We start from the raw sequence: 13,410 nt of genomic DNA on the forward strand, positions 1-13,410 counted from the left end.
CATTCTTCTTGCACAGGATCCCCACCGCCCCGGCGGTGAGCAGATAGTCCACCACATCGCGCTCGCTGGCCCCCTTCCGGAACTGCATGTAGTAGTGCAGCACCGCGGGGATGATGCCCGCGGCGCCGTTGGTGGGGGCGGTGACCATGCGTCCGCCGGCGGCGTTTTCCTCGTTGACCGCCAGGGCATAGACGTTGACCCAGTCCATGGCCGACATGGTCGTCGCGATCAGCGAGTCATCGTCGCTGGTATCCTGCATTCGCTGGTGCAGCGACCGGGCGCGCCGGCGAACATTGAGCCCACCGGGCAGCACGCCCTCTGCCTTCAGCCCCTTGGCCACACAGTCCTTCATGGCCTGCCAGATCCTGCAGAGCTCGGCGCGCACTTCTGCCTCGCTGCGCCACACCTTCTCGTTTTCCAGCATCAGCTCGCTGATCCGCAGACCACTCTCCCGGCACATGCGCATCAGGTCGGCCGCGGTCTGGAAGTGGTAGGGCAACTGGGCCGCATCGGCGTCGAAGTCGCCCTCGGCCGCCTGGGCCTCGTCGATGACGAAGCCGCCGCCCACCGAGTAGTAGGTGTTGCAGTAGAGCTCGCCACCATGGCCATGGGCGATCAGCCGCATGGCATTGGGGTGGTGGGGCAGGCTGTCAGGGTGGAACTGCATGTCACGGGCCCACAGGAAGGGCACGCTATGACGGCCGCCCAGGCGCAGCGCCTCGGACGCCTGCAGTTCCTCGATGCAGGGGGCGATGACTTCCGGGTCGATGCGGTCAGGCCGCTCGCCCATCAGCCCCATGATCACCGCGCGATCGGTGCCGTGGCCGATGCCGGTGGCGGAGAGGGAGCCAAAGAGCTGAACCTCGAGGCGAGTCACCTGTTCGAGCCGTTCACGCTCCTTGAGCTCGCCAACGAAGTCGAAGGCGGCCCGCATGGGACCCACGGTATGGGAGCTCGACGGCCCGACGCCGACCTTGAACAGATCGAAGACGCTGATTGGCATGGCTTGTCACTCTCGAAAACGGTTGTTGTTGTCAGGATCAGCGGTCAAAGACCACGGTGCGCTTGGCGTGCAGGAAGACGCGACGCTCCACGTGCAGGGCCACCGCCCGGGCCAGGGTGAGGCACTCGATATCACGCCCCTTGGCGACGAGGTCCTCCGGGTAGTCGGCGTGACTCACCGGCTCGACGCCCTGGGTGATGATCGGCCCCTCGTCGAGGTCGTCGTTGATGTAGTGGGCGGTGGCGCCGACCAGCTTCACGCCCTTGTCGTAGGCCTGGTGGTAGGGCTTGGCGCCCTTGAAGCCCGGCAGCAGCGAGTGGTGGATATTGATCGCGCGGCCGCTGAGCCTCTCGCACATCTCGCTCGACAGGACCTGCATGTAGCGGGCGAGGATCACCAGCTCGGCGCCGGTCTCCTCGACCACCGCCCACACCTTCGCCTCCTGCTCGGCCTTGGTCTCGGCGGTGATCGGGAAGTGGTGGTAGGCAATGCCGTGCCACTCCGCCAGTGGGGCCAGGTCCGGGTGATTGGAGACGATGGCGCGAATGTCGATCGGCAGCTGGCCGATGCGGTAGCGATAGAGCAGGTCGTTGAGGCAGTGATCGGCCTTGGAGACCATGATCACCACCGGCATCCGCGTACCCGGGGCGGTCAGCTCGAAGTGCATCTCGAACTCGGCGGCGCGCTCGGCGAAGCCGGCCTCGAAGGCCGCCTGATCGAACCCTTCCGCCTCGGGACGGAACTCGGTGCGGATGAAGAAGCCGCCGCTCAGGCGGTCATCGAAGGAGTGCTGCTCGGTGATGTAGCAGCGGCGCTCCTTGAGGAAGCGGGTCACCACGTCCACGGTGCCGAGTCGGCTCGGACATTGAGCCACCAGAATCCAGCGATTGTTGTTGTCTTGCATCTCGTGTTTCTCCGAAACGGGGCCAGCAGCAGCCGACCCCGTGGCTGTCAGGACTCGACGCCGATGGTGTATGCCGCGCCGGCGTCCAGGATCCAGCGGTAGCAGTAGTCGGCGAAGCTGCGGCGCAGCACCAGCTCCCAGCGCTCCTCGCCGGGCCGACGCAGGATCAAGTTGGCCTTGGCGAACACCGTGGTGACCCCCTTGCCCACCGGGAAGGCATCCGGGTGCACGTCGTAGGGCGTCGACTTCATCAAGAGCTCCCGGGCCATCTCGCCCTCAATCTCGATCAGGGTCTGGCCCCCGCTGACGTTGACGATGGCGTAGTGGGCGTCGCCCAGGGCCTCGCGCAGCCGGCCCTCCAGGACAAACTCCTCGCCGCCGGGGACAATCACGAGCCACTCGTCGGGGGAGAGCCACTGGATCGAGCGCTCGCCGCCGTCGTCATGGGTCAGGGTGTTGGGGCGTCCCGGCAGGCCGAAGCCGAGCACCTGGCGGACGGCCTCGTCGAGGACGATGGCCCCGCCGCGCAGGATCAGGTGGCCCAGCATGGCGCGCTCGCGCAGCACCACACGGCTCTTCTGGCTGACCGCCGGGCGGCCGGTCCTGTGGTAGGACCAGGCCAGCGGGGACTCGGCCGGCACCTCGGCCTCGGGGCGCGCGTCGTAGAGGTTGAACCAGGTGGCAGTTTGCTCAGACATGCTGGCGCTCTCCCTTGGGGTCGACAAAGATCGGGCTGACGATTTCGGCGGCGTGGGTCTTGCCGTCGGCCATGGGCAGGTAGACGGTCTCGCCCATCCGCGAGTGGCCGCCCTTGAGCACGGCCAGCGCGAAACCGCTCTTCAGGGTCGGGCTGTAGTAGCTCGAGGTCACGTGGCCCACCATGGGCATGGGGATGGCGTGGTCCGGGTCGAAGACAATCTGGGCGCCCTCCTCCAGCACCACCGACGGGTCCTTCGGCCTGAGGCCCACCAGCTGCTTGCGGTCGGTGCGCCGGGTATCGGAGCGCGACAGCGCCCGCTTGCCCACCCAGGAGTAGGGCTTGTCGTAGCCGACCGCCCACTGCATGCCGAGATCCTCCGGGGTCACCGAGCCGTCGCTGTCCTGGCCGGCGATGATGAAGCCCTTCTCGGCGCGCAGGACGTGCATGGTCTCGGTGCCATAGGGGGTCAGGCCGTACTTCTCGCCGTGCTTGAACAGCGTCTTCCAGACGTGCAGGGCATAGTTGGCCTGGACGTTGATCTCGTAGGCGAGCTCGCCGGTGAAGGAGATGCGGAAGACCCGCGCCGGCATGTCGGCCACCCTGCCCTCGCGCCAGTCCATGAACTTGAAGCTGTCGCGAGCGAGATCGATATCGGTGATCTCGGCCAGCAGCTTGCGCGCCTCGGGCCCGGTCACCGTCATGGTCGCCCAGTGGTCCGTCACCGAGGTGAAGGTGACGTCGAGCTCCGGCCACTCGGTCTGGTGCCACAGCTCCAGCCACTCCATGACCCCCGCGGCGCCGCCGGTGGTGGTGGTCATCAGGAAGTGGTTCTCGCCCAGGCAGCTGGTGGTACCGTCGTCCATCAGCATGCCGTCGTCGCGACACATCAGCCCGTAGCGGCACTTGCCGACGGCCAGCTTTTCCCACTTGTTGGTATAGATGCGGGCCAGGAACTCGCGGGCGTCCGGCCCCTGGATGTCGATCTTGCCCAGCGTCGAGGCGTCGAGGATGCCGACCTTCTCGCGTACCGCCAGGCACTCGCGGGCCACCGCCTCCGCCATGCTCTCGCGTTCGCCGTTCACGGCGTCGGGGCGTACTTGTGGAAAGTACCAGGGGCGCTTCCACTGGCCCACGTCCTCGAACTCGGCGCCGTTCTCCACGTGCCACTGGTGCAGGGCGGTGTAGCGCTCGGGGTCGAAGAGGTCACGGCAGTGGCGGCCGGCGATGGCGCCGAAGGTCACCGGGGTGTAGTTGGGCCGGAATACCGTGGTGCCCACCTCGGGAATCGACTTGTTCAGGCAGCGCGCGGCGATGGCCATGCCGTTGATGTTGCCGAGCTTGCCCTGGTCGGTGCCGAAGCCCATGGCGGTGTAGCGCTTGACGTGCTCGATGGACTCGAAGCCCTCGCGGGTGGCCAGCTCGATGGCCGCCGCGGTGACGTCGTTCTGCAGGTCGACGAACTGCTTGGGCGCACGCAGGGTGGGCTTCTCGTGGGGCACCTGGTAGAGCGCACAGGCCTTGCCCTCGCGGCGAGCGTCGACCTGAGGCAGCTCGATGGCCTGGGCCGTGCGGCCCAGCGCGGCCAGCGCCTCGCACGCCTTGGCCACGCCGTCGGCCAGCCCCTCGGCCAGGTCGTGGATCCCCCGGGCGCTGCCGGCGGCATGCACGCCCTTCAGCAGGCTGGGCACGAAGCCGAGGATCTCGTCGTTCCAGGTCGGACGGGCGCCGGTGTGGGAGGCCAGGTGGATCACCGGGCTGTAGCCGCCGGAGCTGGCGATGGTGTCGCAGGGCAGCGTCTCGGCCTGGCCGGTGACCTTGAACGCCTGGGCATCTATGGTCGCCACGCGTGCGCCGCTCACGCGGGAGCTGCCCTTGGCCTCGATCACCGCGGTGCCTTCGATGATGCGGATGCCGCGGGCGCGGGCCTGCTCCACCAGCTCGCCGTCCGGCGCCTGGCGGGCATCGACGATGGCCACCACCTCGCGGCCGGCGTCATCCCAATCCAGCGCGGCGCGATAGGCGTGGTCGTTGCTGGTGGAGAGCACCAGCCGGTCGCCCGACACCACGCCGTAGCGGCGGATATAGGTGGAGACGGCGCCGGCCAGCAGGTTGCCCGGCACGTCGTTGCCAGCGTAGACCAGCGGCCGCTCGTGGGCGCCGGTGGCCAGCAGCACCTGGCCGGCGCGCACGCGATGCATCCGCGACCGGGAGGGTCGGACGCCGTCGACCAGCGGCGCGGTCTCGCCGAGGTGCTCGGTGCGCCGCTCGTGCAGGGTCACGAAATGATGATCGTGGTAGCCGTTGGCGGTGGTGCGCGGCAACAGGGTGACGTTATCGAGCCCGGCAAGCTCCTCCACCACACGCTGCACCCACTGGGCGGCGGGCTGATGGTCGAGCAGCTCGCGGCTGTCCAGCAGCGAGCCGCCCAGCTCCTCCTGTTCGTCACAAAGGATCACCCGGGCGCCGCCGCGTGCGGCGGTCAGCGCCGCGGCAAGGCCGGCGGGGCCGGCGCCGATCACCAGCAGGTCGCAGTGCTGGTTGAGGTGGTCATAGCTGTCCGGATCGCGCTCCATGGGGCTGCGGCCCAGGCCCGCGCCCTTGCGGATGAACTTCTCGTAGGTCATCCACATGGAGGCCGGGGCCATGAAGGTCTTGTAGTAGAAGCCCGGCGGCATGAAGCGCCCGCCCAGCTTGCCCACCAGGCTCATGGCGTCGCGCTGCACGTTCGGCCAGCCGTTGGTGCTGCGTGCCACCAGGCCGTCGAAGAGCGCCTGCTGGGTGGCGCGCACGTTCGGCACCTGGGCCGCCTCGCTGCTGCCCAGCTGGACCAGCGCATTGGGCTCCTCGGCGCCGGCGGCGACGATGCCGCGGGGGCGCGAGTACTTGAAGCTGCGGTTGACGATATCCACCCCGTTGGCCAGCAGCGCCGAGGCCAGGGTGTCGCCGGCATGGCCCTGATAGCGCTTGCCGTTGAAGGTGAAGGTAAGCCGGCGGGAGCGATCGATGCGCCCGCCTTCGTTGAGACGATTCGGCTGATTCAGGGACTGGCTCATGCCTTGACTCCTTCCTGACGCTCGACCACTTCCGCCTTGGCGGTGACGTTCTCGGCGGCCACTGTCTCGACCGGCCGGCCTTCAGGGTGCTCGGCGGTGAAGCGCGGCTGCTCACCGACCCGGTAGCTCTCTAGGATCTCGTAGCTCACGGTGTTGCGCGTGACGTTGAAGAACTTACGACAGCCGACGGCGTGCACCCACAGCTCGTGGTGGATGCCGCGCGGGTTGTCACGGAAGAAGAGGTAGTCGCCCCACTCCTTGTCGGAGCAGGCCTCCGGATCCGCGGGGCGGGCGATGTGCGCCTGGCCCTTGGGATGGAACTCCTCTTCCTCGCGGTGCTCCTCGCAGTAGGGGCAGTAGATGAGAAACATGGGATTGCCTCCTTAGTGAGCCACGCCGGCCGCACCGTGCTCGTCGACGAGAGCACCGGTGTGGAAACGGTCGATGGAGAACGGCGCCGCGAGGGGGTGGGCCTGGTTCTTGGCCAGGGTCCAGGCGAACACGTGGCCGGAGCCGGGGGTGGCCTTGAAGCCGCCTGTGCCCCAGCCGCAGTTGAAGAAGAGCCCCTTCACCGGCGTGGCGGAGAGGATCGGGCAGGCGTCCGGGCAGGTGTCGACGATGCCGCCCCACTGGCGGTTCATGCGCACCCGCGAGAAGATCGGGAACATCTCGACGATGGCCTGCAGGGTGTGCTCCACGGTGGGGTAGCTGCCGCGCTGGCCGTAGCCGTTGTAGCCGTCGATGCCGGCGCCGATCACCAGGTCGCCCTTGTCAGTCTGGCTGATGTAGCCGTGCACGTGGTTGGACATCACCACCGTATCGAGAATCGGCTTGAGCGGCTCGGAGACCAGCGCCTGCAGCGGGTGGGACTCCAGCGGCAGCCGGAAGCCGGCCATCCCGGCGAGCACGCCGGAGTTGCCCGCCGCCACGCAGCCCACGGTCTTCGCCTCGATGTCGCCGCGGTTGGTGTGCACCCCGTAGACGCGGCCGTCGCGGATCTTGAAGCCGGTGACCTCGGTGTTCTGCAGCAGATCGACGCCGAGGGCGTCGGCGGCCCGGGCATAGCCCCAGGCCACGGCGTCGTGGCGCGCCACGCCGGCCCGCGGCTGCCAGGAGGCGCCGAGGATCGGATAGCGGGCGTTCTTCGAGCAGTCCATGATCGGCACGATCTCCTGGATCTGCTCCGGGGTGAGCACCTCGCCGTCGATGCCGTTCAGTCGGTTGGCGTTGACCCGGCGCTGGATATCACGCATGTCCTGCAGGGTGTGGCCCAGGTTCATCACGCCGCGCTGGGAGAACATCACGTTGTAGTTGAGGTCCTGGGAGAGCCCCTCCCACAGCTTCATGGCGTGCTCGTAGAGTGCCGCCGACTCGTCCCACAGATAGTTCGAGCGCACGATGGTGGTGTTGCGGGCGGTGTTGCCGCCGCCCAGCCAGCCCTTCTCCACCACCGCCACGTTGGTGATGCCGTGCTCCTTGGCCAGGTAGTAGGCGGTGGCGAGGCCGTGGCCGCCGCCGCCGACGATGATCACGTCGTACTGCTTCTTCGGCGTGGGATTGCGCCACTGGCGCTCCCAGTTCTCATGGTGGCTGAGCGTGTGCTTGGCCAGCCCGAATCCTGAATAGCGTTGCATCTCGTCTCTCCTCGACCGGCCCCGCCGAACGGGGCCGGTTCCACGGGGTTCAGGCGGTGGCGGTTTCGCGTGCCGGGGCTTCGCTGGAGGCGGTGGCGTAGACCGGATGGCGCTCGCAGAGCGCGGCCACCTTCTCGCGTACCTCGGCCTCCACGGCATCGCTGTTGCGCTGCTCGGCGAGCACATCGAGAATGTCGCAGATCCAGCCGGCCAGGTCGCTGCACTCGGCCGCATCGAAGCCGCGGGTGGTCACCGCCGGAGTGCCGATGCGCAGGCCGGAGGTGACGAAGGGGCTCTGGGGGTCGTTGGGCACGGCGTTCTTGTTGACGGTGATATGGGCGCGGCCGAGTGCCGCGTCGGCGTCCTTGCCGGTGACGCCCTGCTTGATCAGCGACACCAGGAAGAGGTGATCGTCGGTGCCGCCGGAGACCACGTCATAGCCGCGCTCCACGAACACCCCGGACATGGCGCGGGCGTTGTCGATGACGCGCTGCTGGTACTGCACGAACTCCTGGCTCATAGCCTCCTTGAAGGCCACCGCCTTGGCGGCGATGACGTGCATCAGCGGGCCGCCCTGCTGGCCCGGGAAGACCGCGCCGTTGAGCTTCTTGTAGAGGTCCGCATCGCCGTGGGCGGAGAGGATCAGGCCGCCACGCGGGCCGCGCAAGGTCTTGTGGGTGGTGGTGGTGACCACGTGGGCATGGGGGATCGGGCTCGGGTAATGGCCGGCGGCAACCAGGCCTGCCACGTGGGCCATGTCGACCATGAACCAGGCCCCCACCTCGTCGGCGATGGCGCGGAAGCGCCGCCAGTCCACCACCCGCGCGTAGGCGGAGAAGCCGGCGATGATCAGCTTGGGCTTGTGGCTGCGCGCCAGGCGCTCGACCTCCTCGTAGTCGATCTCGCCGGTCTCGGGGTTCAGGCCGTACTGCACCGCGTGGTAGTGCTTGCCGGAGAAGTTCGGCGCGGCGCCGTGGGTCAGGTGGCCGCCGTGGGCCAGGCTCATGCCGAGGATGGTGTCGCCCGGCTTGACCAGGGCCATGAAGGCCGCAGCGTTGGCCTGGGCGCCGGAGTGGGGCTGGACGTTGGCGTAGTCGGCGCCGAACAGGTCGCAGGCGCGGTCGATGGCCAGCTGCTCGACCACGTCGACGTACTCGCAGCCGCCGTAGTAGCGCTTGCCCGGGTAGCCCTCGGCGTACTTGTTGGTCAGTTGGGTGCCCTGGGCCTCCATCACCGCACGGCTGGCGTAGTTCTCGGAAGCGATCAGCTCGACGTGCACCTCCTGGCGCAGCACCTCATCGGCGATGGCGGCGGCGACCTGGGAATCGAAGGCGGCGAGAGAAACCTGGTTCATGACTGACTCCTGTTGTTATCGGTAGTGACGTGGCGGGCAGGTTGTGCCTCGAATCTATCGGTGACCCGCCCGCATGAAAAATTTGAAATCCTTATACGCGGATAACCGCTGTACAGCGCTTCCGGCTACAGGGTGATTAAAGACCAGGGTGGCGAGAATGAATTGAACAGATGCGACAGACTTCCGGAACGCCGGGGACACGCCGGAATGCCGCACGCCTGCCTGAGCGGGCAGGGTGGCGCCTCACGCGGAGGGCATGACACTCAGCCTGACGCCAGGGGAGAGGCGGGGTTCAGCCATGGGAGCCTCAGAGGGCCCGGCGGCCCTCGACATGCAGGAAGAAGGGGTCGACGCGATCGCTTCCGGGTTCGCCGGCACGCTTGCGCATCTCCGACGGCGTCATGCCGAAGGCGCTGCGGAAGTGGCGCGAAAAGTGGGCGGTATCGGCGAACCCGCAGCGCTCGCCGATCTCGGTGATGCTCTTGCCGGTGTAGTGGAGCAGCCACACGCCATAGCGCAGCCGCAGGTCGCGGGCGAACTTCTGAGGCCCGACGCCCAGGGCTTCCTGAAAGCGACGCTCCAGGTTGCGGCGCGAGGTACCGACCCGCTCGGCCAGCGCCTCCATGGAGATCGCCTCGCCCAGGTGCTGCTCGAGCACGGCGATGGCGCGGCGCACCAGGCGGTCCTCGACCTTGCCGAACACCACCGGCTGAGGCTGGGGCTGGGTGCCGGCGCGGGCCTCATCGAGCAGCATGATATGCAGGCTCTTCATGGCCCAGGCCTTGCCCAGGTGGCGCTCGACCAGATAGGCGGCCAGATCCGCCGCTGCCGCCCCGCCCGCACAGGTGAGCCGATCCCCGTCGTCGATGAACAGGCGGTCGGCCACCGGCTGGATGGCAGGGAAGCGCTGCATCATGTCGTGATGGTGATACCAGCTAACACAGCAACGGCGCCCCGTCATCAATCCCGCCTGGATCAGGGCAAAGACGCCGGTACACAGGCCCACCAGCGGCACCCCGGCATCCGCCGCCTGGCGCAAATAGGCCAGGGCGGTGGAATCCGTCCGATCGCGCACGTCCTGCACCCCACCGATCACCACGATATAGTCGAACTCGGTGGGGTCTCGAAACGACAGGCAGGGCGAGATGGCGGCACCGCAGCTGGAGGAAGCCTCCTGGCCGGCGCTGGTCATGAAGGTCCAGTGGCAGCGCAACTGGCGGCTGCGGTCCCCCTCGTCAGCAGCCAAGCGCAGGCAGTCGACAAAGGCGGCGAAGGGCAGCAGGGTGAACCGTTGCAGCAGCACGAAGCCGACGGAGAGGGGCTCGCTCCGGGAGGCGTGGCTCATGGCGGCTCCTGATATCAGTCGTGCCCTTAGCCTATCGCGCTCATCACTACAGCACCACCAGAACGCCTCGACCCGATGCCGGTCGACGACAACGCTCCATGAACGACGCCGAATTCGCCAGGGGTTTCCCCCTGGCGGTCGACACTCTGCTGGCGCGGAGCGGCTGGACGCCGCCGCGGCGATACGCTCGAAACGCTGCCCTGGGGGCAGGTCTCAGTACTCCACCACCACGTCACCCAGCGGCTTGCTGCAGCAGGAGAGGATGTAGCCCTCGGCGACGTCCTCGTCGGTGATGCCGCCGTTGTGCTCCATGCCGACCTGACCGGAGGTGAGCGGCACCCGGCAAGTGCCACAGATCCCCATGCCGCAGGCCTTGGGAATGTGCAGGCCGAGCTTGGCGGCGGCGGAGTGCACTGTCTCGCCGGGCTGAATGCGCACGCTTTTGCCGGACTGGCTGAACTCAACGCTGATCATCTCGGCAAGATCGAACTCCTCGGCCTCGGCCTCGGCCAGCTCGACGTGCTCGATCACCTCCTCCTGGATAGCCAACGGCGTGGCACCGAAGGACTCCTCGTGGTAGCGCGCCATGTCGAAGTCGTTTGCCCGAAGCAGCTGCTTGATGGCCTCCATGTAGGGCGTGGGGCCACAGCAGAAGATCTCGCGGTCCATGAAGTCCGGCGCCATCAGCTCGAGCATCGCCAGACCGAGGTAGCCGCGAAAACCGGCCCAGGCATCCCCCAGCTCGTCGCTGCGCTCGCAGACGATGTGCAGGCTGAACTCGGGAATACGCGAGAAGATGTGTTCGAGTTCCCGATGGAAGATGATGTCGCGGGGCGTCCGCGCGCTATGCACGAACTGCAGGTCCACGGCCGCGTTGGTGTCGAAGAGCCAGCGCGCCATGGACATCAGCGGGGTGATCCCGACACCACCGGAAAGCATCAGCACCTTGTCGGCGGGATAGTCAATGATATTGAAGTTGCCAACCGGCCCATGGACGGCCAGATCGTCGTTGACCCTCAGGTTGTCATGCAGCCAGTTGGAGACCAGTCCCCCCGGGATGCGCTTGACGGTGATCGAAAAGCTGTAGGGAACGGACGGTGAGCTGGAGATGGTGTAGGAGCGCATCACCTGCTGGTCATCGATCTCCAACTCCAGTGTCACGAACTGCCCAGGCTTGAAGAAGAACATCACAGGCTGTTCGGCCATGAAGCAGAAAGTGCGGGTATCCCAGGTTTCCTGGATCACCTTGACGCAGCGCACCAGGTGACGGCCGTTGGTCCAGGTCTGGGTCGTGACGGGGTTGAGAAAGCTCGTTGTCATTATCGTATCACCCGGGCTGCAGCTTAAAGGTCTCCGGCTGCGGTACTACCGGTTGCCGTTGTGCGCATTCTGCGCAGGCTGATGTGCCGCGACTTGCCTGCCACCGACACTGACATACCTCTGCCATCCATCCATGGGCTCGACCGCCGCAACCGGTGTCGCCCTGGCATCGTCATCCGTCGCCGCCAGACAACCCGGAGCTGGCGGGCTGCTGCACACTCCATGAAAACGCGCATGCCGACCGTCATGCGCATCTCGCAGCGACGCCTCTCACTCCAACAACCCCACAGCCGCCATCGCGGCCCCTACCGAGGAAGCGTTCCATGGATCCCAAGTCGCCCGCCCGTCTGGATGACCCCCTGGCACCGGCCCGCGAGACCACCGTCGAGATGCTGGTCAACCGCCAGCGCAACGTCTCGCTGCCCCAACCCTTCTACAACAACGCCCGGCTGTTCGCCCTGGACATGCAGGAGATCTTCGAGAAGGAGTGGCTGTTCGCCGGGATGACCTGCGAGATTCCCGCCAAGGGCAACTACATGACCCTGGACGTGGGCGACAACCCAGTGATCATCGTGCGGGGCGATAATGGCAGGATTCATGCCTTTCACAACGTATGTCGCCATCGCGGTTCCCGGCTCTGCGTCAGCGACAAGGGCAAGGTCGCCAAGCTGGTCTGCCCCTATCACCAGTGGACCTACGAGCTGGATGGCCGTCTGCTGTTCGCCGGCAGCGACATGGGCGAAAACTTCGACCTCACCGCCTATGGCCTCAAGCCTGTGCAGGTGAAGACCGGCGGCGGCTTTATCTTCATCAGCCTCTCCGAGGAGCCGCCGGCCGTCGACGACTTCCTGGCCACCCTGAATCACTACCTCGAACCCTACGACATGGAGAACACCAAGGTGGCGGTGGAGTCCACTATCGTCGAGCAGGCCAACTGGAAGCTGGTGATCGAGAACAACCGCGAGTGCTACCACTGCAACGGCGCCCATCCGGAGCTGCTCAACTCCCTGCAGGAGTTCGACGACACCGACGACCCTCGCGCCACCCCGGCCTACAAGGCGCTGGTGGCGAAGAAGCAGGCCGACTGGGACGAGCAGCAGGTGCCCTGGCAGCTCAAGCGCTTCGGCAGGCGCAACCGCCTGACCCGCACCCCGCTGCTCGACGGCACGGTGTCCATGACCCTGGACGGTAAACCGGCCTGCCAGAAGCTGATGGGGCGGATCGAGAGCCCCGACCTGGGCTCGCTGCGCATCCTCCACCTACCCAACTCCTGGAACCACTTCCTGGGCGACCATGCCATCGTCTTCCGGGTGCTGCCGCTGGGTCCGCAGCAGACCCTGGTCACCACCAAGTGGCTGGTGCACAAGGACGCCGTGGAGGGGATCGACTACCAGACCGAGACCATGCGCCGGGTGTGGGACGCCACCAACGACCAGGACCGGCGCCTGGCCGAGGAGAACCAGCGCGGCATTAACTCCAAGGCCTATGAGCCCGGCCCCTACTCCGAGACCTACGAGTTCGGGGTGATCGACTTCATCGACTGGTACGGCGAGCGGCTGCTGGAGAACCTGGGCCACACCGCCCCGCACCTCAATGTGGTGCAGGGCTGAGGCCTTGGGCGCCGGCTGAATGAACCGTCCAACTATTGGGGGTCAGTTCAGGATACCGCCGGGGGCCCTGTCATTGGCGGCCAGGCGCCATGGTCGCGGGTGATCGTGGCCTGGAAGTCGCCGAGTGTCAGCGAATCAGCGGCAGAAGATGGGTCTCCAGCGCCCGGCGGACCGACGGCAGCAGCACCTCGCGCTTCTCCTCCAGCTCGCCCACCAGCTCATCGAGGCCCGCTACCTCGCCCTCGGCCCGGCAACGCCGCGCCAGGCGCGCACAGGTCTCGGGGCAGGCCCCCTCGGGGATATGGATCCCCAGCGCCACCAGGCGATCACGGAAATCATCGTCATCGACCAGGTCGACGATCATCATAGGGCGGTCCTCCACCGTCTCAATCGCTTTCCACCACTGCCGCGCGGCTCAACCGGCAGGCGGCATACTTGAACTCGGGGATCTTGCCGAAGGGGTCCAGCGCCGGGTTGGTGAGCAGGT

11 protein-coding genes are annotated in these 13,410 nt (G+C 67.0%); 1 reads left to right on the forward strand and 10 read right to left on the reverse strand.

The window, feature by feature from the left end:
* The 9 genes from IBX53_RS11260 to IBX53_RS11300 form a co-directional block, all read right to left on the reverse strand.
* Positions 1 to 1,003, reverse strand: a 1,003-nt coding sequence (locus tag IBX53_RS11260) for an L-serine ammonia-lyase (RefSeq protein ID WP_290909221.1), incomplete at its 3' end; no start/stop codon positions are given.
* 37 nt (positions 1,004 to 1,040) lie between these two features.
* Entirely contained in the window at positions 1,041 to 1,907 is an 867-nt protein-coding gene (purU, locus tag IBX53_RS11265; protein ID WP_290909223.1) for a formyltetrahydrofolate deformylase, read from the reverse strand.
* Positions 1,908 to 1,954: 47 nt separating this feature from the next.
* On the reverse strand, positions 1,955 to 2,605 hold the full coding sequence (locus IBX53_RS11270) for a sarcosine oxidase subunit gamma family protein (RefSeq protein ID WP_290909224.1): 651 nt from the start codon (positions 2,603 to 2,605) through the stop codon (positions 1,955 to 1,957).
* The gene (locus IBX53_RS11275) at positions 2,598 to 5,660 is read right to left on the reverse strand and encodes a sarcosine oxidase subunit alpha family protein (RefSeq protein WP_290909225.1); all 3,063 of its coding nucleotides are present in this window, start codon (positions 5,658 to 5,660) and stop codon (positions 2,598 to 2,600) included. The genes IBX53_RS11270 and IBX53_RS11275 overlap by 8 nt, the downstream gene beginning before the upstream one ends.
* Positions 5,657 to 6,031 carry a sarcosine oxidase subunit delta gene (locus IBX53_RS11280; RefSeq protein WP_290909227.1) on the reverse strand — a complete coding sequence of 125 codons (375 nt, stop codon included), beginning with the start codon at positions 6,029 to 6,031 and terminating at the stop codon, positions 5,657 to 5,659. Before IBX53_RS11280 ends, IBX53_RS11275 begins: the two co-directional genes overlap by 4 nt.
* 12 nt (positions 6,032 to 6,043) lie before the next feature.
* Positions 6,044 to 7,294, reverse strand: a complete 1,251-nt coding sequence (locus IBX53_RS11285; RefSeq protein WP_290909229.1) for a sarcosine oxidase subunit beta family protein — start codon at positions 7,292 to 7,294, stop codon at positions 6,044 to 6,046.
* Between the two features lie 49 nt (positions 7,295 to 7,343).
* Positions 7,344 to 8,648, reverse strand: a complete 1,305-nt coding sequence (glyA, locus tag IBX53_RS11290) for a serine hydroxymethyltransferase (RefSeq protein WP_290909231.1) — start codon at positions 8,646 to 8,648, stop codon at positions 7,344 to 7,346.
* A 307-nt stretch (positions 8,649 to 8,955) separates the two neighbouring features.
* Positions 8,956 to 9,993 carry a GlxA family transcriptional regulator gene (locus tag IBX53_RS11295; protein WP_290909233.1) on the reverse strand — a complete coding sequence of 346 codons (1,038 nt, stop codon included), beginning with the start codon at positions 9,991 to 9,993 and terminating at the stop codon, positions 8,956 to 8,958.
* Between the two features lie 213 nt (positions 9,994 to 10,206).
* The gene (locus tag IBX53_RS11300) at positions 10,207 to 11,313 is read right to left on the reverse strand and encodes a hybrid-cluster NAD(P)-dependent oxidoreductase (protein WP_290909235.1); all 1,107 of its coding nucleotides are present in this window, start codon (positions 11,311 to 11,313) and stop codon (positions 10,207 to 10,209) included.
* Between the two features lie 323 nt (positions 11,314 to 11,636).
* Between IBX53_RS11300 and IBX53_RS11305 the strand changes: the two genes are divergently transcribed.
* Positions 11,637 to 12,923: an aromatic ring-hydroxylating dioxygenase subunit alpha gene (locus IBX53_RS11305; protein ID WP_290909237.1), complete on the forward strand. Its 1,287-nt coding sequence runs from the start codon at positions 11,637 to 11,639 to the stop codon at positions 12,921 to 12,923.
* Positions 12,924 to 13,050: 127 nt separating this feature from the next.
* Here the strand turns inward: IBX53_RS11305 and IBX53_RS11310 are convergent, their stop codons facing one another.
* A complete protein-coding gene (locus IBX53_RS11310) occupies positions 13,051 to 13,290 on the reverse strand; it encodes a hypothetical protein (RefSeq protein WP_290909239.1) in 240 nt (79 codons plus the stop codon).
* Positions 13,291 to 13,410: the final 120 nt, after the last annotated feature.

The organism is Halomonas sp. (assembly GCF_014859505.1).
Lineage (GTDB): Bacteria > Pseudomonadota > Gammaproteobacteria > Pseudomonadales > Halomonadaceae > Halomonas.